Annotated in this window: 16 protein-coding genes; 8 read left to right on the plus strand and 8 right to left on the minus strand. The window is 46.3% G+C overall.

From position 1 onward, the window contains the following. Positions 1-45 precede the first annotated feature (45 nt). Positions 46-2,823, minus strand: a complete 2,778-nt coding sequence (locus RBK99_RS00550; protein ID WP_317502698.1) for a M16 family metallopeptidase — start codon at positions 2,821-2,823, stop codon at positions 46-48. A 202-nt stretch (positions 2,824-3,025) separates the two neighbouring features. On the opposite strand from RBK99_RS00550, the gene udk reads away from it, so the two are divergent. Both udk and RBK99_RS00560 read left to right on the plus strand, forming a co-directional pair. Then, positions 3,026-3,658 carry a uridine kinase gene (gene udk, locus RBK99_RS00555; RefSeq protein WP_317502699.1) on the plus strand — a complete coding sequence of 211 codons (633 nt, stop codon included), beginning with the start codon at positions 3,026-3,028 and terminating at the stop codon, positions 3,656-3,658. A 15-nt stretch (positions 3,659-3,673) separates the two neighbouring features. Further along, entirely contained in the window at positions 3,674-4,882 is a 1,209-nt protein-coding gene (locus tag RBK99_RS00560; protein WP_317502700.1) for a NupC/NupG family nucleoside CNT transporter, read from the plus strand. Positions 4,883-4,901: 19 nt separating this feature from the next. Here the strand turns inward: RBK99_RS00560 and tesB are convergent, their stop codons facing one another. Beyond that, on the minus strand, positions 4,902-5,762 hold the full coding sequence (tesB, locus tag RBK99_RS00565; RefSeq protein ID WP_317502701.1) for an acyl-CoA thioesterase II: 861 nt from the start codon (positions 5,760-5,762) through the stop codon (positions 4,902-4,904). Positions 5,763-6,018: 256 nt separating this feature from the next. On the opposite strand from tesB, the gene acnA reads away from it, so the two are divergent. Next, positions 6,019-8,688, plus strand: coding sequence for an aconitate hydratase AcnA (acnA, locus tag RBK99_RS00570; RefSeq protein ID WP_317502702.1), 2,670 nt, complete (start codon positions 6,019-6,021; stop codon positions 8,686-8,688). 48 nt (positions 8,689-8,736) lie between these two features. On the opposite strand, the gene RBK99_RS00575 is transcribed toward acnA, so the two are convergent. Together RBK99_RS00575 and folK are read right to left on the minus strand one after the other, a co-directional pair. Continuing rightward, the gene (locus tag RBK99_RS00575) at positions 8,737-9,444 is read right to left on the minus strand and encodes an SDR family NAD(P)-dependent oxidoreductase (protein WP_317502703.1); all 708 of its coding nucleotides are present in this window, start codon (positions 9,442-9,444) and stop codon (positions 8,737-8,739) included. Then, entirely contained in the window at positions 9,441-9,812 is a 372-nt protein-coding gene (folK, locus tag RBK99_RS00580; protein ID WP_317502704.1) for a 2-amino-4-hydroxy-6-hydroxymethyldihydropteridine diphosphokinase, read from the minus strand. Before folK ends, RBK99_RS00575 begins: the two co-directional genes overlap by 4 nt. Before the next feature lie 145 nt (positions 9,813-9,957). Between folK and RBK99_RS00585 the strand changes: the two genes are divergently transcribed. The 4 genes from RBK99_RS00585 to asnB all read left to right on the plus strand — a co-directional run bounded on the left by RBK99_RS00585 (position 9,958) and on the right by asnB (position 15,090). After that, positions 9,958-10,446, plus strand: coding sequence for a hypothetical protein (locus tag RBK99_RS00585; RefSeq protein WP_317502705.1), 489 nt, complete (start codon positions 9,958-9,960; stop codon positions 10,444-10,446). After that, complete coding sequence (locus RBK99_RS00590; protein ID WP_317502706.1) at positions 10,439-11,875, plus strand: sodium:solute symporter family protein; 1,437 nt, start codon at positions 10,439-10,441, stop codon at positions 11,873-11,875. Before RBK99_RS00585 ends, RBK99_RS00590 begins: the two co-directional genes overlap by 8 nt. A 113-nt stretch (positions 11,876-11,988) precedes the next feature. Continuing rightward, positions 11,989-13,056, plus strand: coding sequence for an aspartate/ornithine carbamoyltransferase family protein (locus tag RBK99_RS00595; RefSeq protein WP_317502707.1), 1,068 nt, complete (start codon positions 11,989-11,991; stop codon positions 13,054-13,056). An 18-nt stretch (positions 13,057-13,074) separates the two neighbouring features. Further along, complete coding sequence (gene asnB, locus RBK99_RS00600) at positions 13,075-15,090, plus strand: asparagine synthase (glutamine-hydrolyzing) (protein WP_317502708.1); 2,016 nt, start codon at positions 13,075-13,077, stop codon at positions 15,088-15,090. Between the two features lie 4 nt (positions 15,091-15,094). Here the strand turns inward: asnB and msrB are convergent, their stop codons facing one another. Beyond that, the gene (msrB, locus tag RBK99_RS00605; RefSeq protein ID WP_317502709.1) at positions 15,095-16,207 is read right to left on the minus strand and encodes a peptide-methionine (R)-S-oxide reductase MsrB; all 1,113 of its coding nucleotides are present in this window, start codon (positions 16,205-16,207) and stop codon (positions 15,095-15,097) included. A gap of 45 nt (positions 16,208-16,252) precedes the next feature. On the opposite strand from msrB, the gene RBK99_RS00610 reads away from it, so the two are divergent. After that, a complete protein-coding gene (locus RBK99_RS00610; protein WP_317502710.1) occupies positions 16,253-17,302 on the plus strand; it encodes a hypothetical protein in 1,050 nt (349 codons plus the stop codon). Here the strand turns inward: RBK99_RS00610 and RBK99_RS00615 are convergent. From RBK99_RS00615 to RBK99_RS00625, 3 genes are read right to left on the minus strand one after another with little or no spacing between them, the layout of a single operon-like run. Beyond that, a complete protein-coding gene (locus tag RBK99_RS00615; RefSeq protein WP_317502711.1) occupies positions 17,206-18,975 on the minus strand; it encodes an ExeM/NucH family extracellular endonuclease in 1,770 nt (589 codons plus the stop codon). The two genes, RBK99_RS00610 and RBK99_RS00615, sit on opposite strands and share 97 nt — an antisense overlap. 1 nt (position 18,976) lies before the next feature. Further along, positions 18,977-19,456: a MarR family winged helix-turn-helix transcriptional regulator gene (locus tag RBK99_RS00620; protein ID WP_317502712.1), complete on the minus strand. Its 480-nt coding sequence runs from the start codon at positions 19,454-19,456 to the stop codon at positions 18,977-18,979. Positions 19,457-19,473: 17 nt separating this feature from the next. Then, positions 19,474-20,571 carry a CsiV family protein gene (locus tag RBK99_RS00625; RefSeq protein WP_317502713.1) on the minus strand — a complete coding sequence of 366 codons (1,098 nt, stop codon included), beginning with the start codon at positions 20,569-20,571 and terminating at the stop codon, positions 19,474-19,476. Between the last annotated feature and the right edge of the window lie 12 nt (positions 20,572-20,583).

A 20,583-nucleotide genomic window follows, 5' to 3' on the forward strand; every position in this document is an offset into this window, starting at 1 on the left:
TACAAGAAGAACACCCCAGCCATCAAGACTGGGGTGTCATTACGGTTATTTAACGTCGCTGTCACTTAGAATGGTCACTTCACCCAAATCGAGTGAACGGACTTTTTCTTCAATTTCAGCTAAGTCTCCAACGATAACCCAGGTCATTGCTTCCGGTTTTAGAACCTGATCCGCATTTTCCCTTATATCTTCAAGTGTAATAGCGTTGATGCGTTGTCCATAATCTTCCAGGTACTCGACATCTTTACCTTTATTAAAGGTACCGACTAAACCGCTAAGCAGGCTGCCTTTTGTTTCATAAGCGCCTGGTAACTTAGCCGTTTTATTGGCTTTTACTTTAGCGAGCTCGTCTTGTGTTGCCGGTTTGCTTCCCTCGTATTGAGTAAATTCTTTAACAATTTCCTCAATAGATTCTTTGGTTTTATCGGTTTGTACCGGTGCCAAAGCCACTAGCAATCCAGGACCTTCGTTATCCAGCCAAATAGAGCGTGCACCATAGGACCAACCTTTGTCTTCCCGTAAGTTCATGTTCAGACGGCTGGTAAAACTGCCACCAAGAATGGTGTTCATGACATCGATGGTGTCGGCATTATCAACTCGGCCAGAAGGCGCAAGTTGGCCAGCAATGATCAATGACTGAGGAGTTCCCGGCTTATCAATCAAAAATACACGGCTGTTATCCGATGCCATAGCGGAATCAAACGTCTTTTGGGGTTTGTCAGACGCTGGTGCCTGCCAACTGGCAAGCTCTTCTTCTAATAAAGCTTTAGCTTGCTCAACGCTGGTGTCGCCAACAATGACCAGTCTTGCGTTATCGGGACGCAACCAGGTTTGTGCGTGCTGAACCAAGTCGTCGCGAGTTAAAGACTTGATTGATTCTGCTGTACCAGACCCCGTTAGCGGTTGGCTATAAGCGTGCCCGTCACCGAACATGAGCCCAGGTAGTACACGTAAGGCTTGTGTTTGAGGTCTAGCCTGTTCTTTACGTATTTGCTCTAACCAGTTTGAACGTTTACGTTCAATTTCTTCTTTGGCAAAAGCAGGGTTCTGCAGGACATCACTCATTAACGATAAGCTTTCCGCAAAGTTTACTGTCAGGGTGTCCATGTTAATGCGCGAACTGTCGAGACTGGCGGATGCGCTTAGGTTTGTTCCCAGTGACTCGAGACGCTTATTCAGTTCTAATGCACTTAAGCTCTCTGTCCCTTCTTTGAGCATCGACATGGTGTAACTGGCTGTACCCAGTTTCGCTCCGACATCAGAAGCATAACCGCTGTCAAACACTAAACTCATTTCCACGGTTGGTGTGTCACTGCGTTGTGCCAGGTAAACGTCTAAACCATTTGATAAGGTAAATTGTTCAACTTGCGGCAGTTCCAATTCCGGCAGGTCGCCTATGTCTGGCAATTGTGAGCGGTCGGCGTTGGTTTCCTGCGTGGTATATTCTGGTTGTGGTACAACATGAAGAACGAAATCACCAGAGCTTAGCCATTGTTCAGCTGTACTTTGAAGATCATTCACGGACGCTTGCTTTGTCCATTCCATCTGTTGCTGATAAAAGCCTGGGTCGTCGTGGTAAACTGCTCCAGATGCCAGAATATCTGACTTGCCGCCAAAGCCACCAACTTTCTCAGCACGACGAACAAAGTCGGCTGTTGTACTGAATTTAGTGCGTTGCAGTTCTGCTGTAGTAGGCCCTTCATTAATTAAGCGCTCAACTTCTTCATCAATGATGCTCTCAATCTGCTCAAGCTCAACCCCAGGCTTTGCATCAGCAGTAATTAAAAATTGTCCGGCTAATTCACGACCATATTGAAAAGCACTAACAGAGCTGGCTATTTGTTCGTTATACACTAGACGCTCATACAAACGTGAATTTTTACCGTTGGCCAGAATGTCGGCAAGCAGGCTAAGATATTCAGAGTCTGCGGTGCCCATTTCTGCCGTATTCCACACTTTATAGACGCGGGCAGCCGGCACTCGGTCTTCCATGGTTGCGCGTTTCTGTTCTTCGCGTTTAGCAACCCAGGACTCCTGCTTTTGTAGCGGTTTGCCAGGCTCTATATCGGCAAAGTATTTTGTTACCTTTTCTTTTGCGGTCTCAACATCGATATCTCCCGCCAAAACTAATACTGCATTAGCGGTTCCATAGTAATTTTCAAACCACTGATGCACATCGTCAAGAGACGCTGCGTTCAAGTCTTCCATTGAACCAATAACTGACCAGGAGTAGGGGTGGCCCTCAGGGAAGGTTTGCTCGGCAATATAGCTCCATGCTTTACCGTACGGTTGTGCTTCGCCCTGACGCTTTTCATTTTGAACAACGCCGCGCTGTTCATCCAGTTTTTCCTGAGTAATTGCTCCGAGCAAATGACCCATACGGTCAGATTCCATCCATAACGCCATATCAAGTGCTGGGGTAGGGACGTTCTCAAAGTAGTTAGTACGGTCATTGTTTGTTGTGCCGTTCATTTCGGTAGCACCGGCGCGTTCAAACGGACCAAAATACTCATCGTCGTAGTTTTCTGTACCATTAAACATTAAGTGTTCAAATAAATGAGCGAAACCGGTTTTACCCGGCTCTTCGTCTTTTGAACCAACGGCGTACCAGACATTTACTGCCACAATAGGGGCTTTATGGTCCTCGTGAACAACTACCGTTAAGCCATTATCCAGAGTAAAGGTTTCGTAGTTTACGTTAATCTCCGGAAATTGGGACTGACTGATGGTCTGTTCGTTATTATTAGCTGACTGAGTTGTCTGGCAGCCACCTAACAAAGCCGTTGTTACGGCGACCGCTGTTAAGGTCTTCATCATTTTCATAATAGTTCCTGAATTATTTTAATTAAGCGCGCTTACTATACGAGAGGTCGACATAGATGTTCGGACTAAATTGTAACGAAATTAAACATTCTTGGGTTTAAGGGTAAAAGTTGTGACAATAAAGGTGTCAGTCAAGTCTTTTAATTACGCGGACAATCAAGGATAATTGCGCGCGGTTTACAGCAAATAGAAACGGAAGCTTGTGAGTAAAATAACAGTAATAGCGATAGCTGGCGCCTCAGCGTCAGGAAAGAGCCTGTTTGCCTCAACGGTATATCAGGAGTTGGTGGCTGAGTTAGGAACTGACGGTATTGCTATTCTGGCAGAAGATGCTTACTACCGTGACCAAAGTCATATGACGATGGAACAGCGGGTTTTAACGAACTATGATCAGCCAGCTGCTTTTGAACATGATTTACTGATGCAGCATTTGCGCCAGTTAAAATCGGGTGAGGCTGTTGATATGCCACAATACAGCCACAAAACACACACTCGTCTGGATGAGTCTATTCGGGTAGCACCGGCAAAAGTGGTGATGGTTGAAGGCATTTTGTTGCTAACGGATGAGAAGTTGCGTGAGCAATTCGATATCTCCGTATTTATGGATACTCCTTTAGACATTTGCTTGCTGCGCCGTATAAAACGCGATATTGAAGAACGAGGCCGCACGTTACAGTCGGTTGCAGAACAATATGAGCAGTACGTCCGCCCCGCATTCTTTGACTTTATATTCCCGTCTAAGCAATTCGCAGATCTCGTTGTTACTCGTGGTGGTCAAAACGAAATCGCGATTGATATTATAAAAACAAAAATACGTCAGTTGCTGGCGGAATAAAAAATTGGTTCTTTTATGAATAGTATTCTCGGCGTTGCTGTCATTTTTATCGTTGCTTACTTAGTTTCAACGAACCGGAAAGCCATTCGCTGGCGCACCGTCCTGGGGGCTTTCGGTATTCAGGTTGTATTAGCGGGCTTTGTGCTTTATGTGCCTCTTGGTCGTGAGTTATTGTTTGGCTTTGCACAAGGTGTTTCCGCCGTTATTGGTTACACTAAAGCGGGTATCGATTTCTTGTTTGGGAACCTGGCATCAGAAGAGTTTGGTTTCGTGTTCGCTATTCAAGTCCTGTCGGTCATTGTTTTCTTCTCCTCTCTTATTTCTGTTTTGTATTACTTAGGTATTATGAAGTGGGTTATCCGCATTTTGGGTGGTGGTCTGCAAAAGTTATTGGGAACCAGTCGTCCGGAGTCTATGTCTGCCGCTGCCAATATCTTTGTGGGACAAACAGAAGCGCCCATGATGGTACGCCCCTTTATCGGTACCATGACTCGGTCTGAACTTTTTGCCGTGATGGTCGGTGGCATGGCGTCTGTATCGGGCTCGGTGCTAGCCGGTTATGCCGGTGTTGGCGTGGAGTTAAAATATCTGATTGCGGCAAGCTTCATGGCGGCACCGGGAGGTTTCCTGATGGCGAAGATGATGATCCCCGAATGCGAAAAGCCGCGCAATGACCTTGAGGAAGTAGAAGTTGAAGATAACTCCGCGAACGTTATTGATGCTGCCGCACAAGGCGCATCCAGCGGACTTCAGTTGGCAATGAACGTGGGTGCTATGTTGTTGGCCTTTGTTGCGCTTATTGCATTAGTTAACGGTATTTTCGGCTGGGTTGGTGGCTGGTTTGGATATTCCGACCTGACCCTGCAGGAGCTTTTCGGTTATGTGTTTCAGCCAGTGGCGTATGTATTGGGTGTAAGCTGGGATGAAGCGCAACTGGCCGGAAGTTTTATTGGGCAAAAGTTGGTGATCAACGAATTTGTCGCTTACCTGGACTTTGTCAATTACAAAGACCAATTAAGCCAAAACTCTCAAGTCATCATTACGTTCGTTCTGTGTGGTTTTGCTAACTTCTCGTCGATTGCTATCTTGTTGGGTGGCTTAGGTGGGATGGCGCCCAGCAGACGCCATGATATTGCTCGCTTAGGTATGCGTGCTCTTTTAGCCGCAACCTTGGCAAACATGATGAGTGCCGCAATTGCCGGCTTCTTTGTGTCACTGACCTAAAGCTATTTCGGGATCGCGTTTAACCGCGGTCCCGCATTACACCTTCCTGAATTGTCGATGCCACTAGTACGCCATCTCGAGTAAAAATTTGCCCGCGAACTAAACCGCGCTGTCCGCTGGCAGATGGGCTGTCTATCGCGTAAAGCAACCAGTCGTCCATGCGAAAGTCGCGATGAAACCACATAGCGTGATCAACGGTAGCAACCTGCATATTAGGCTGGGCAAAGCTCACTCCATGGGGTTGCAGTGCCGTTGGCAGGAAATTAAAATCAGACGCATAAGCCAGTAAATACTTATGAACTCTTTGATCATCGGGCATATTACCGTTGGCTTTAAACCAGACATAACGGCGAGGCTCATCTTTCTGCGGCTTAAACGGGTTATAGGGCGTTACAAACCGCATCTCTATGGGTTTATCACAAATGAACTTTTTGCGTAGCGGGGCGGGTATCAGCTCTTCGTGTTCGCGGTAAATGTCCAAATCTGAGACCAGGCCTTCAGGACCTGGCACCTCAGGCATCGTATCCTGATGTTCATAACCGCTTTCCTGCTGCTGAAAAGAGGCGGTCATGTAGAAGATAGGCTTGCCGTATTGGATGGCTTTTACTCTTCGGGCCGAAAAGCTTTTCCCGTCGCGTATGGTTTCAACGTCGTAGACAATAGGTTTTTTTGCATCACCCGGACGCAAAAAGTAGCTGTGAAAAGAATGACAAACCCGTTCTTGTGGCAGAGTTTCTTTTGCAGCAGAAAGCGCTTGTCCAATCACCTGACCGCCAAAAACGGCACCAAAGCCCAAATCCTGACTTTGACCACGATAAAGTCCGTCCTCAATGCCTTCCAGGGTCAGCAAGTTGAGTAAATCGTCGAGTACCTGACTCATCCATTATGTCCTTATTGATTTCGGTTAGACTGATGTTTGTTGATCTTAAACGCTTTTTACGGACTATGTAATATAAACACAATTTATAATAAAAATAGCCGCTTAACTGAGTACTTAACCACCAGTTAATTGGCACAAACCTGTGATTTATGTTTTCATCAACGTATAAATTCTATGGCTGAAACGGTTGTGTTTGTCTATATTTAGAAGACCGTTGGGCTAAAAAAACGCTTTGGAAGCGAAAGGGAGAGAATCTATGTCAGGCAAAGACAGTCTGAAAACCTTAAGTTCGTTAGACGTAAAAGGGAAAACCTTTCATTACTATAGCCTGCCTAAAGCAGAAGAGGCTTTGGGGGATATTTCAAAACTTCCGGCTTCAATGAAAGTTTTACTGGAAAACCTATTGCGCAATGAAGACGGCGAAACCGTCACAAAGGATGACCTGCAAGCCATGGTCGACTGGTCGAAGAAGAAAAAAATTGACCGTGAAATTCAATATCGACCAGCGCGAGTTCTGATGCAGGACTTTACCGGCGTTCCTGGCATTGTCGATTTGGCTGCTATGCGTGATGCAGTGGCAAAAGCGGGACATGATCCGGAAGTGATTAATCCGCTATCCCCCGTCGATTTGGTTATCGACCACTCGGTTATGGTTGATAAATACGCTACGGAAGGGGCGTTTAAACAAAACGTACGCTTTGAAATGGAAAGAAACAAAGAGCGTTATGAGTTCCTGAAGTGGGGACAGGGCGCCTTTAAAAACTTCCGCGTCGTCCCACCGGGTACGGGTATTTGCCACCAAGTCAATTTAGAGTATTTAGGTAAAAGCGTCTGGACGAAAGAAGAAGACGGCAAAACTTTTGCGTACCCCGATACTTTGGTCGGCACTGACTCACACACCACCATGATCAACGGTATTGGTGTATTAGGCTGGGGTGTCGGTGGTATTGAAGCCGAAGCTGCTATGCTGGGTCAGCCTGTTTCTATGCTGATACCGGAAGTTGTCGGTTTCCGTATGACAGGCAAGCTGAAAGAAGGTGTTACTGCAACTGACTTGGTTTTAACGGTTACCCAAATGCTGCGTGAAAAAGGCGTTGTTGGCAAATTCGTTGAGTTTTACGGTCCAGGCTTAGATAACCTGCCATTGGCAGACCGGGCAACCATTTCGAACATGTCACCGGAATATGGTGCAACTTGTGGTTTCTTCCCGGTAGATGATGAAACTCTGCGCTATTTCCGTCTGTCAGGCCGCGATGAGGAAACCATTGAGCTGGTCGAGAAATACTCTAAAGCTCAAGGTTTATGGCGTGACAATGACAATGAGCCAGAATACACCGACACGCTGGAGTTGGATCTGGATTCTGTGACAGCGTCCTTAGCTGGACCTAAGCGCCCTCAGGACAGGGTGAATATGGAGCAGCTGGGCAGCAATTTTGACTTGATTCTGGAAACTAACGGGAAATCAGGCGAGAAAGACAAAGAAGTGCAGGTTAAAGGCAAGGATTACTCATTGTCGCATGGTGACGTGGTGATTGCTGCGATTACCTCTTGTACTAACACGTCTAACCCCAGTGTCATGATGGCAGCCGGGCTAGTGGCCAAAAAGGCCGTGGAGAAAGGGTTGGCTCGTAAGCCATGGGTCAAATCTTCGCTGGCTCCGGGCTCTAAAGTGGTTACCGATTATTTTGCTAAAGCCGGCTTAGATGAATATCTCGATAAGCTGGGCTTTAACTTAGTCGGTTACGGTTGTACTACCTGTATTGGTAACTCGGGTCCACTGGATGACGAGATTACTGAAGCCATTAATGAAGGCGATTTGACGGTATCTTCTGTGTTGTCAGGTAACCGCAACTTTGAAGGGCGAGTTCATCCGGAAGTTAAGGCGAACTGGCTGGCTTCGCCACCCTTAGTTGTTGCCTATGCGCTGTCTGGAACAACACGTACCGATTTGAGTAAAGATCCTTTAGGAAAAGACTCAGAGGGTAACGATGTGTTCTTAAAAGACATCTGGCCAAGCAGTTCAGAAATTGCCGAAGCTGTGGAAATGGTGGATAACGAGATGTTCGGCAAAGAATACGGCGAAGTCTTTGAAGGTGATGAAGAATGGCAGTCAATTAGCGTTGCTGAAGGCAATACTTATAACTGGCAGGATGATTCTACTTACGTGAAGAATCCTCCGTTCTTTGAAGGTATTGATAAGCCACTGGAAGCGCCAAGCGATATTAAAGACGCAAACGTGTTGGCTGTATTTGCTGATTCAATTACGACGGATCACATCTCGCCAGCAGGCTCCATTAAACCGGACTCACCGGCAGGTAAGTATCTGCAGGAGAATGGCGTAGAAATTAAAGACTTTAACTCTTATGGTTCTCGCCGGGGTAATCACGAAGTGATGATGCGTGGTACCTTTGCCAATATTCGCATCAAGAACCAAATGTTGGATGATGTTGAAGGTGGTTACACCAAGTTCATTCCAACTGGCGAGCAGATGCCAATTTACGATGCGGCCATGAAGTACATGGAAAACGATACACCGCTCGTTGTGTTGGCAGGTAAAGAATATGGTACAGGTTCAAGTCGCGACTGGGCTGCTAAAGGTACAACGCTTTTAGGTGTTAAGGCCGTATTGGCTGAAAGCTACGAGCGTATTCACCGTTCTAACCTGGTGGGTATGGGAGTTCTGCCGCTGCAGTTTGCTGAAGGCGAAGGCGTTAAAGAGCACAAATTGACCGGCGAAGAGCAGATATCGATTTTAGGCCTGGATGATAATCTAAAACCCGGACAAATGCTGAAAGTTGTTGCGAAACGCAAGGATGGAAGCGAAGTTGAGTTTGAGGTTAAGTGCCGTATCGATACCGGTAATGAAATGAGCTACTACAAAAGTGGTGGTATCTTACATTACGTATTGCGCGGAATGCTTAAATAAACGCAGAATAAGTTGTGAAAGCAAACCCGGCCATTGCGCCGGGTTTTTTTATATCATCAAGCCGCGACCACCATCAACTTTGATTGATTCTCCGGTAATGAAAGGGTTGTCGCGTAAAAACCGAACGGTCTCTATCATGGGTCCTAAACCTCCTTCCACACGCAGCGGTGTTTCATCCAGAACTTGTAGACGATGCTCCTTATCATGTTCGGGTAGAAAGAGAATTGGACCCGGCTGAATGGCATTGACTCTCACCGAAGGGGCTAAAGTTTTCGCAAACGCTTGAGTCATATTGGCCAGCCCGGCCTTTGCAGCGCAATAGGCGATATAATCAGTGGAAGGGCGGTCTGCGTAAATGTCGGTAATATTAATGACCAGTCCATTTTCTGACTGGCTTAATTGCTGTCGCAAGCCGCTAATAAGTAAATAAGGTGCCATACCATGCACCTGGAATACGGAGGCTAACGCGTCGTTATCGGTATCAACGGTTTCGTTGTCAAAAAAGCAAGACGCATTGTTGACTAAAAGCTCGATGGAACTTGTTGCATCGCTGATTGTGCGGATCATGGCTTTTACACTCGCTACATCGGTGAAATCTGCCTGCACCCCTTTTGCCCCTAGAGATTCTAATTCATCAATACCGTCACGAGAGCTATTATAGTGGGCAAATAATTGATACCCCTCTGCCAGTAAAGATTTGGCTAATTCAAAACCAAAACGTCGTCCTGCACCGGTAATTATTGCTGTTTTTTTCATGAGGCGAGTCCTAAATCTGGTAGTAAGGAAGTTAAATAATCAGGTACCTTCGGGCTTTCTTCAACGCTTCCAAGAATATCGATGTCGATGGTGCGGTCTTTTAGGCTTCGCTCCGGATCAGAACGATCACGCCCAAGTGCCTCTTCAATTCTATTAAACTCACGTTTTAGTTCGCCAGCGGTCATTGGCGTTTCAATAATAAACAAAGCATTTAAAAATGCATTGTCGGTGTTGATATCAACCGGAGATGTCGGAATGTTTCTTGAGAAGGTTATATCGCCAGACAATACCTCGAGGGCAGCCCGAGCTTGAGAAAAGTGATGTTGAGGTTCTATGTTTGACCCCAGACTGCATAAATACTTTTTCATTGAATATCTGACCACTAAACGTGAATAATATGTTGAGTTAACTACGGCTAAAAACACAAAACAGATGACAGCCTCAAACAGTTGAAATTGCGAAGATCTGCTGATAGCCTGAAGTTTCAACCTACGCTGGTGAGCAGACGTCTTAATGATCAAAGAGAAAAACTGCTTTAACTATCGATATATTTTGTTGGCTTTATGTTTACTTAGCATGCTGCCAACAATGACGCTTGCAGACTCATTAACGCTAAGCGGGCCTGGCTCTGTCGTTAAAGAAGGTTATTTTACCGTTTCTGTTCGTGCTGCCGATGAAGCGGAGCTTAACAGACTTACCATTGAGGTTGCCAGCAATTCAGAGTTCACGCAAAGCACTCGCCAGTTCCCGACACTGGGCGATTTTAAAGACATTTCGCTGACGGGTTTTAGTAACGGCTCGTACTATTTACGCGCCCGTGCGCAAAATGCTAACGGTCAAAGTCTTATCAGCAATACGATTAAAGTCACTGTAAAACATTACCCACTTTGGCAGGCCCTGACACTGTTTTTTATCGGATTGGTTATTTTTGTCACCCTGGTAGCAACTTTACTCCTATTGCACCGCCAATGGGTACACTCCAGAAAAGAACACCATGACTGAATTTGCTTTAGAAACGAGTACTGGTATCGCCATTATCATCCTGTTTGGGGTGTTTTGGATTGCTTTTGGTTATTGGCTGGGACGAAAGAACCGCAGTCACGAAGATTTTGCGTTAGCGGGACGCAATGTCGGATTTGCTTTTGCTGCAGCAACAGCCATGGCAACCTGGGTAACCAGTAACACCACGCTGGTGGCACCTCAGCTAACTTATCAGTTTGGCATATGGGGAATGATAGGGTACTCCTTTGCTGCATTAGGTTTGATTCTATTTGCGCCAATGGCTAAACGAATTAAAGAATTATTACCCAATGGCTACACTTCCGGAGACTTTGTACGGCTGAGGTACGGGAATTTTGCCTGGCTGATCTTCATTATCATTTCCGTTGTTTATGCGTTCGGATGGTTAATCAGTTTAGGTATGGCTGGTGGTATTTTGCTGGAATCGTTGAGTGGTCTTGATTACCACATTGGCATGACAACCATATTACTTATTTGTGTTGGTTATACGCTGTTTGGCGGAATGCGGGCGGTTATTGCTACTGACTTTATCCAGGCATTGATCATTATTGTCGGTGTCAGTTTTATTGCGTATTGGTTAATTGATAATGTTGGTTTGCAAAGCATTCACAGCAACTTGACCGCTGAACATCCGCGGCTTCTGGATCTTTTATTTCCTGCGGCAATTATGTTTTTGTTTAACAATATTTTCTTTGGACTTGGTGAGATATTTCACTCCAATGTCTGGTGGTCGCGGGCACTCTCTTTTAAAAAAAATGTGGCCTATAAAGCCTATTTAACAGGAGGGTTGCTATGGCTGCCTATTCCTATCGTTACCGGTTTTATCGCGCTTGCTGCCCCTCAGCTGGGCATTTTCCCACCAAGTCCTGACATGATTGGACCGACGGTTGCAGCGGCAGTGTTGGGTAAAGCCGGAGCCATTGTTGTTTTCATTGTTATCTTCTCTGCTTTGGCATCCAGTCTGGATTCATTACTTGCTGCAACGTCCGATTTAGTAACTCGGGATATTTTTCATAAAAGACTGAAGCCCAAAGCGAGTGATAAAACACTCATGCGTTTTAACCGTAGCTGTATTTTGGGCTTAGGCATTATGACCTGGTTGTTTTGCTTACCGCGTATTGCGACGTTAGGGGCTTTGTTGAATTTCGCAGGCGCATTTGTCGCAAGCACAATCTGGCCAATAGTATTGGGACTTTATCATCGTCGTTTGACCGGAGGGTACGCTGCTTGTGCTATGGCGTTTGGAACAGCATTCGGTATGCTGGGTTATTTCGTTATTGGCTTTTATGTCGCTGCATTGGCCTCATGCGCAGTTTCCGGCCTTATCTGCTTAGTTGGTATTCTACGTAGCAACAACGCGTTTGACTGGGACCAGTTAAATGAGGGAGATCAAGTTCATGCTGATAAGTGAATTCGTTTTCGAATGGCTGATTTATTTGGCTTTGATAATGACTTGTTTAGCGCCGATACTGCTGGTGGGGCTCTTTATTAAAGATTTTATTTCTAAAACCATATGGTAATTGTATGACTATAAAGGATGTCTCCTTTGAACGGGATCGCCCCGATGTGTGTGGCGATGCTCATCCAAAGGCGTTGTTGAAAGCAATTCAGGAAGATGGTGATTACCTGCTGAAATTATCGAATCAGCATGTGGTATCGGCTGATCAATTTTCACAATTGGGTATGTTGCAACTGTTTCGGTTGGCTGCGAAGTATGAGGCGAACCCCCGGCGGTTTAGTACGTCATTACAAGGAAAGATTCTAATCAGTGCGTTTTATGAGCCGAGTACGCGCACGCGGTTATCATTCGAAAGTGCCTGGCATCGGTTGGGCGGCGATATCATGTCAATTACCGATCGTTCTACCACCGGTATCGCTAAGGGCGAATGCCTGTCGGATGTCGCAGAAATGTTTAATAATTACGGCGATTGTGTGGTACTTCGTGATAACAATGAAACTTCTTTAGAAGAGATGATTGACTCGTTACGCATTCCTATTATCAATGCGGGCAACGGCTCCGATGAGCATCCAACGCAAGCCTTGGCTGATATGTATGCGCTGTTTAAGTGGCGGCCGGACTTGGTGACTGATGAAGCTGCAAAAGCACCTATAAAAATCGGTATTATTGGGGTGCCTAATAAAATGCGGACCGTCCGCAGCTTTATAAAGTGCCTGGTCAAGTTTCCTAAAGCCATTGATGAAATTGTTATTATTCACGATGAGGAATCTTCAACTCAATTATTCGGAAGTGAACAAAGAGAACAAATTGAACAAGCCGGAATTAGAATTCGTACCACTCGAGACTTAGAGCAGGTATTACCAGAACTCGATGTGGTTTATATCAATGCCATTTCATGGGAAGGTGATACTTTTAGTACTTATGGTAGTGAATTTCACTTAACGACGCAGTCACCGCTAAAAGACAGCGCCATTATTTTACACCCTTTAGCACGCGGTCAGGAACTATCGACCGATCTCGACTCTACCCCCCATAACTGGTATTTCAGCCAGGCTAGGGGAGCTGTGTTTTTACGTATGGCGCTGCTGACCTGCATGGTACAGCGAGCTGAGCGCGTCATTGATGTCGTCTGATACGAGGAAAAGCAAAGAATGTGCGGAATTGCTGGCGTTTTTCATCATCAAACGGAAAGAACGATTGACCCCCAAACCTTAGTCAATATGGCAGCGATAATGCATCATCGCGGACCGGATGGTTTTGGATACGAAGTTCAACAAGATTATGGCGTGGGTTTTAGTCACGCCCGGCTATCAATTATTGACCTAAACGAAAAGCGAGGTCGACAACCCTTTTTGTCTGCAGATAAGCGGTTAATGCTGACGCATAATGGCGAATTTTATGATTTTAAACGGATTCGTGCGGACTTAACCGCTCGCGGAGCGCGATTTAACAGTAAAAGCGATTCTGAAATTGTTCTGCATTTGTTTGAGCGCTACGGGCTGGAGGAGACATTAAAAGAGCTGCGTGGCGAGTTTGCTTTTGGTCTTTTTGATACAAAAGATGAGAGTCTCTACCTGGTGCGTGACCGGTTCGGAATAAAACCACTGTACTGGACGGAGACTGAGCATGGGGTTGTGTTTGGTTCGGAGTTGAAAGTGTTGTTTGCTCACCCGGACGTTAAACGTGAGTTTTCGGCAGAAGGTTTATATCATCAACTAATTCAGGTGATGGTTCCGGGCTCCACGGCTTTTGAAGGCATTAATCAGGTCCAGCCTGGTTATGTCGTTAAGCTGCAACGCAAAAACGGAAAAGTTGTTGCGACAGAACATAAATACTGGGATGTCGACTTTCCGCCTGAGGAGAGCTACCCCGGAGCTGATGTGGATGAAGAGCAATACATTGAAGGTGTTCGTTCTAAGTTATTGGAGGCTGTCCAACACCGCATGACAGCGGATGTGCCTGTGGGTTGCTATCTGTCGGGTGGCATTGACTCATGTGCAATTCTTGGTCTTGCTTCCGCATCAACACAAACTTCGGTTAAGGCTTTTACTATCGGCTTTGATTCCGCCGACTACGATGAGACGCCTATTGCTGAAGAAATGGCCGAAGCCACTCAGGCGGATCACCATATTATGCGTCTGAAAGCAGACGATCTTTACGATCACTTTGTGAAAACGCTTTGGCACACCGAGCGAACCATTTATAACACGCTGGGTGTTGCGAAATACTTGATGAGCAAAGAGGTGCACGAAGCAGGTTATAAAGTGGTAATGACCGGAGAAGGTTCCGATGAACTTTTCGCGGGTTACCCGGCTTTTCGTAAAGACATGTTTTTACATGGCCTGGACCACTTACCGGAAGTTGAACGTGTTGAGTGGCAAGAGTTGCTGGAGAAAAACAATAAACTTTTTAAAGGCGCTATGTTGGCGCGGGAAGAGTTTGTCAGCGACGCATTTAACCAGAAAATGGGCTTCACTCCGAGCTGTGTTCAGCCTTGGCTGTCGTGTTCATCGGTTGCGCTACCGCTCATGTCAGAGCGAAAACGTAAACAAGTCAGCGATTATGACCCCAGTAAAGCAATAGCGGATACGCTCGACAAGGATATGCTCGACGGGCGTCATCCTTTAGACAGAGCTCAGTATGTCTGGATTAAAACAATGTTAGAAGGGCAAATTCTGACCTGGGGTGGCGACAGGGTCGATATGGCGAATTCAATGGAAGCTCGGCCGGCGTTTTTGGATCATCATTTGGCCGAGTACGCGTTCACTGTACCCCCGCACTTGCGAATTAAAGGCAACAAAGAGAAATATGTTTTACGCGAAGCAATGAAAGGCTTGTTGCCAGAGACGCTTTATAAGCGTGAGAAGTTTGCTTTTATGGCGCCGCCGGCACATACCGATCCTGAAAAATGGAAAGCGGTAGAGAAGTTGGCTGATCAATTCCTGAATGAGGAGGCGGTTAAGTTAGCCGGCCTGCTGGACTACGATGAGGTTGTACGAACCTTTGAGCGGCATCAGGATGAAAATGTGCCTAACGAAGAGCGGGTGCAACTTGACGCGGTAATTAACCACATGCTCGGTGTTCAGGTGTTACATCATCATTTTGTGGCGACCGATGTGCCTAAGCAAGCCCAGCAACGTGCAAGCGAACTGGGCTGGACGGTTTGATTTTTTACTCTCCGGTGACTGCAGGAATGTAGTCACCGTAACCTTCCGCTTTCATATCTTCCAGCGGAATAAACCGCAGTGCCGCTGAGTTCATGCAATACCTTAAGCCGGTTGGCGGTGGACCATCTTTAAAAACATGGCCAATGTGAGAATTCGCTTTGCGACTGTGAATTGCAGTGCGGGTGTAAAACCAGCTACTGTCTTCTTTCTCAACGACGGCGTTAGGCGTTATGGGCTTGGTAAAGCTTGGCCAGCCGGTGCCCGATTTGTATTTATCCGCGGATGAAAACAGCGGTTCACCACTGACAATGTCGACATAGATACCGGCACGCTTGTTGTCCCAGTAAGGGTTATCAAAAGCGGGTTCAGTTGCGTGTTCCTGAGTTACGGCATACTGTATATCGGTTAGCCGTTCTTTCAATTCACTTTTACTGGGTTTCACGTAACCTTGCTTTTGTTCTTGGCCTGTGGGGTTACTGTTTGTGTATTGTTGGTAATCGACGTCGGAAGTATCGCCCCAATGTTTTTCAACAAAGTCATAACGGCCCGAATTATAAGTGTAAATACGATAGCGAACGGGGTTCTTCTCGTAGTAATTCTGATGATATTTTTCCGCTTTATAAAAGCTTTCGAAGGGCGTTATTTCAATCACCACGGGTTCAGAGAAAGGCCCATTTTTATCCAGCCATTCTCGAGACTCCATCGCAATGCGCTTTTGTTGTTTGTTGTGATAGAAAATAGCAGGACGATACTGCTTTCCTCGATCAACAAACTGGCCTTGGTTATCCGTTGGATCGCTGATACGCCATAACTTTTGCAGTAAAGCAGCATAGCTAACGATATCGGGATTATAGTAAATTTGTGCCGCTTCAGTGTGGTCTGTTTGACCTGAGGAGACTTGCTCATAAGTCGGGTTAACTTCCTCACCGCCACTGTAGCCGGATATCACTTCCCGGACACCCGCCATTTCTTCAAAGGCTTCCTCAACACACCAAAAGCAACCGCCGGCAAAAGTCGCTACTTTTTCGTTTTTTTGCTTTGTTGGCTCATTATTCTGTGCCATGCTGAAACAGGAAACTAACAAACTAGCAATAACAATTATAAGGCGAAACGACATTGTGTTCTCCAACTGCAGGTGGTGGTTAGTTATAGACCGTTTTATATGAAAAAGATTACTTGGTTCGTTATTATTTTTAGTCTCAATTGTCACTCTGCTGCTGGATTCCAGCAATCAGATGATGAAGATGAGATGTGGCTGGACAGTTTTCGCAGCGGGCTTGGATCATCGGTTGACGTGTCTGCTCGCTGGCTTGACGGTTTGTTTGGAGAGGAGGGCATCGAACAGTATGAACGCTCTTATGGGCGACTGTCGGTAGCTCCTCAATGGGACCAGTACGAAGGTTTTGAAATTAAATCGCGTTTTAGAGCGAGGGTCGCTTTACCCAAACTTAAAGAGAACTTTTCTGCCTTTATTGGGCGTGTCGATGAGAACGAATTTTTGGGTGACGATTCAGCTGGGCGCCCATCAGTAATTCGCTCGGCACAGTCGGATGAAGAATGGCTGGTAGGCCTTGGATTTGAGCCGGAAATTAACGAAGCGCACCGGGTGTCTTACAGTGTCGGGATTCGGGGGGGACTGAGATTTGATACTTATGTAAGAGCGCGCTACATGACGGGGTTTGTTCTGTCTGAAAACCAACAAGTCCGTACTCAAGCTTCCGCTTTTTGGCGCGATAGCGACGGTTTTGGCGTTGTTCAACGTATTGATTATGAAGCGACGCTTTCCGACACATGGCTATTAAGGTGGGGCTCAATCGGAACCTTCGCAGAAGAAACAAAAGGGGTTCGATGGAGTAGTAGTGCGCGTTTATATCATTTGTACGGGCAAGACAAAGCCTGGGCGACGGAAACCTGGATAGAGGGTAACACCGACCATGCGGTGCCTATTCAGGACTATGGATTGCGATTGTTGAATCGGCAGCGGTATTTGCGTGAATGGTTTTTTGTTGAGAGTTGGGTGGGTTACCACTGGCCACGAGGGCATATGGAAGAGCGGCGTCGTGGACAGTGGTTAGTTGGTATTGAGTTTGAAGTTCACTTTGGAACGGACAATGCTTACATGCCGGATTCAGAAAACTCTAAATCGAGTACCAGCGGATCGTGGTCAGAAGAGCGAAAAGGGCCTTCTGAGAAATACGTTTCGTTGCGGTAGTCGTAAACCCAGGGTTCATCAGCATTAAAAGGCAGGTGGTATACTGTTTTAACTGACCCCTTAAGAGAGTTTTCGACAAACACGTGGTCTAAAGCACCTGCCTGGCTGTCGTAAACGTATGAGTAGTCAGTGGCATCAGATGGATTATAAAATCCGTTTTCACTCAGATAACGAATGGGGTCCTCCTGATAGTAAGCGTTAAAATCGCCCAACAATATCGAGTTTGTCAAAGCCTCACTCTGGATCCATTGAACCAATTGTTGCGATGACTTCAGGCGGAGATCGTTCCAACAAGCCTGACCGTCATTCTGATTGCTGTTAAGGCTTTCGGCATCTTCCGGGCAGCTGCCCTTAGACTTGAAGTGATTCACAATAACGCTAAATTCTTTACCATTGTGGTCAGCAATGAAGCTCTGAGCCAGCGGTGGACGACTCCCCCAGGAAAATGGGCCTTGACGGGTAAACAACGCGTGTGAGCTTGGTGTGACCCGTTCAGGTTGATAGATAATACCAACCGTAATTTGATCGGTACCAATTTTTTCTGCTCTCGGTTCGGCTATCGCGTAGTCTTTGCCGGACGCTTTTTCTAATGCATTAACCAATTGCATTATCGCGCTGTGCTGACCAAAACCGTCATTTTCAAGCTCCATTAGACCGACAACATCTGCGTTAATAGCCGTTAGTGCCGCAACAATTTTCTTCAATTGACGCCGCATTTGCTCTGGGTCGTCGGCTCCTCTTGGGGTAGGGAAACCGGCTCCCGCACCGTTGCCGTTAAAAAAGTTCAAAACGTTAAAGCTGGCGATACGGATAGAGTCACTGGCTTTCTCTGAAAGTTCAGGCTGTTTTGATGCTGTTTTTAGCTGCAGCTCATCGGTTGGCTGGATCCTGTAACCATCATGAAACTGACTAAGGACGCCATGAAAGCTCGCGACGGTTGAACCCGATCGCAGACTCGTCTGGGAGCCATGCTGAAGTTGCGCAAAGGGAAGGGGAGTGGGCTCAACAATGTCACTGTTGTCATCCACCTGCAAACGATTTAATTGGTTATCTTTGGCCTGGCGATTGGCATCTTTGCCAGGCATAACCACTTGGGTAGGTGTCCATAAACGGCCTGAAGAAATATCGAAATAGCCGTAGCGAGGGTAGTTATAATGGCCGGCAATCGTCAAATTTTCGCCTTTTTCGGCGGATAGCTTAACCGGCATCCCTTCCAGAGCCTCAAGTTGGCTGAGTGATTGAACGGGTAATCTCAGTTCGACCGAGTCAGGTATGTTGTCGCTTGTTCCGCAAGTTACTATATTAGAAACCTTAACCAGAGAAGTTAACTGCGAACGCTCAGCCACTTGCCCGGTTATTATTACTTGCTCACCAGCAGTGACCAATGAGTGCTGTTTTTTTGTTGCAACAAAGAGTCCTTCTGAGGTGGCTGGATTGTCATCTATATCCTCTGCGAAACTGTGAATGAAAAAACCGCCGAGTTGGTCTGGCTCTTGCCAGCTTGCAGTGACAACTCCCCGTACCGTTACCTCATCACCTGCTTTCTCCGATAATTGGGCTTCTCCCTGAATACTCGGGATGGGAATGATGTCTTTATCGTTGCCACAGGTGTCCGCTACTGCAGTTCCGGACAAGAAAAGTGCCGGTAGCAAGTTAAGTATTTTTTTGTTCATATTAGTTATCCAGGTTGTGATAGCTTCCGACTTCAAGTACGGGGGCTGCGTCGAGACGTTCTGCATCCATCATATTGGCAATTCGCTGCATGGATGAAAGTAATAGCGATTGTTCCCACTCATCTAAGGCCTGAAATTTTTTGATAAAATCTTCCTGAAGTGGTTGTGGCGCCTTTTCAAGCAGTGTCAGCCCCTGTTCAGTAAGGTACAGCGAGACTCGGCGTTTATCTTGTTCGCTCCGGTGTCTGTGTATAAGCTGTCGGTGCTCAAGCCGCTCAATGACGTTAGAAACTGTGGCTGGGCTCAGGTTGATATTCTGTGCCACTTTACTGGCTGTTATGCCGTTAGCGGCATTGATTTCACGCAAAATTAATAATTGGGGGGCGGTTAATCCCGAATACTTGTTTAACTGCTTAGAATACAAATCGATGGCCCGAATGACTTTTCTAAGCGCAAGGAGCAATTCTTCGTACTTTTCCATAAGTGCCTCGGAACTGTTTAGTATCGTGGAGCGGACAAATCCGTACGTCGAATCTGAACAACGACGCCCATTTTAGGGTGGTCGAAATAATGTGTTTCGTGACTGATCACCCGCCGTAACTGAGAAAAGTAATAGCTGCGCAAATAAGGAATGTCTTCGCTCGAGTTATTCAGTGCCAGTGATGCCTGTGCTTCTATATCGTTGACAGCACGTTTTATTCTGTCGGGCTCGCGTAAATTGAACTCACCATCAATATGAAGGTAGTTTCCCACAAGGAATATGTGCATTAGTCCATCAAACTGCCAGGCGAGCTCAGGGTAACCCGCTGCCATCAACGGTGGACGAATAGGCGTTTCTGAATTTAACGCACTGAAAGGTTCAGAACCTGTTTCAATCATGTTCAGCAAGCTTTGAATATTGGCCATGCGTTGCTGTTCGCTGGCGCTTGATAATGGTGTTCTGAGGTTTTCTTGTTCCCGGGGAAAACCATTATAAAAAAATTCGTCACTGTAGTTTTTACCAGCAAATAAGCGATATTTTTTACCAACGCCACGAGTAAAAACAGGCTGTCTCCAGGCTAGATGTAATAAGGGCTCTGCTTGTCCGGTTGCTTTTAGTTGACTGCGGATGGGCGACAGTTCCAGTACGTTTTTCGGCATTAAAAAAGGCTGCGAAGCGGTTTCAATATTTCCGCCGGGGCCATCAACAATAACCTCTGTTGAATTGAGTTCGGCTAACGCGTGGCCAGGCGCAAGCGGATTGCCGGCAATGGGTATCCACTGATCCTCATTTTCGTACTGACAGGCTATATCAATTTGCCAGTTTTGTTTAGCCAGCTCGACACAAAACGGCAGTGCGCTTCTGAGTGCACGGTTTTTTTGACTGAAGTAAGACGTTAATAAGTTCCGGCTGTGATCAACAGCAATGGGATGCAGAGCCAGAGAAAAATCTTCGCTCAACTGCTGTGAGGTTGTTTGTTTGAAGACCAGAACTTCCACTTCAAACCAGCGCCAGTAGTCTTTATCAGACTGAGCGGCGGCACTAAAAGACACGAGGGCCATTAGTGCCGTTGTCAGACCCAGTATCGATTTTAACCCACGATGCGCCAGCGCCATTCCTTCACTCCT

It is taken from the genome of Idiomarina solivarensis, from assembly GCF_033052755.1.
Lineage (GTDB): Bacteria > Pseudomonadota > Gammaproteobacteria > Enterobacterales > Alteromonadaceae > Idiomarina.

Coding starts and splice junctions, on each gene's coding strand:
- folK (WP_317502704.1), bottom strand. CDS start 9,812: ATGAAAAAGTATTTATGCAGTCTGGGGTCAAACATAGAACCTCAACAT.
- RBK99_RS00610 (WP_317502710.1), top strand. CDS start 16,253: ATGAAAAAGATTACTTGGTTCGTTATTATTTTTAGTCTCAATTGTCAC.
- acnA (WP_317502702.1), top strand. CDS start 6,019: ATGTCAGGCAAAGACAGTCTGAAAACCTTAAGTTCGTTAGACGTAAAA.
- msrB (WP_317502709.1), bottom strand. CDS start 16,207: ATGTCGTTTCGCCTTATAATTGTTATTGCTAGTTTGTTAGTTTCCTGT.
- RBK99_RS00585 (WP_317502705.1), top strand. CDS start 9,958: ATGATCAAAGAGAAAAACTGCTTTAACTATCGATATATTTTGTTGGCT.
- RBK99_RS00595 (WP_317502707.1), top strand. CDS start 11,989: ATGACTATAAAGGATGTCTCCTTTGAACGGGATCGCCCCGATGTGTGT.
- RBK99_RS00615 (WP_317502711.1), bottom strand. CDS start 18,975: ATGAACAAAAAAATACTTAACTTGCTACCGGCACTTTTCTTGTCCGGA.
- RBK99_RS00590 (WP_317502706.1), top strand. CDS start 10,439: ATGACTGAATTTGCTTTAGAAACGAGTACTGGTATCGCCATTATCATC.
- RBK99_RS00560 (WP_317502700.1), top strand. CDS start 3,674: ATGAATAGTATTCTCGGCGTTGCTGTCATTTTTATCGTTGCTTACTTA.
- RBK99_RS00625 (WP_317502713.1), bottom strand. CDS start 20,571: ATGGCGCTGGCGCATCGTGGGTTAAAATCGATACTGGGTCTGACAACG.
- RBK99_RS00620 (WP_317502712.1), bottom strand. CDS start 19,456: ATGGAAAAGTACGAAGAATTGCTCCTTGCGCTTAGAAAAGTCATTCGG.
- tesB (WP_317502701.1), bottom strand. CDS start 5,762: ATGAGTCAGGTACTCGACGATTTACTCAACTTGCTGACCCTGGAAGGC.
- RBK99_RS00550 (WP_317502698.1), bottom strand. CDS start 2,823: ATGAAAATGATGAAGACCTTAACAGCGGTCGCCGTAACAACGGCTTTG.
- asnB (WP_317502708.1), top strand. CDS start 13,075: ATGTGCGGAATTGCTGGCGTTTTTCATCATCAAACGGAAAGAACGATT.
- RBK99_RS00575 (WP_317502703.1), bottom strand. CDS start 9,444: ATGAAAAAAACAGCAATAATTACCGGTGCAGGACGACGTTTTGGTTTT.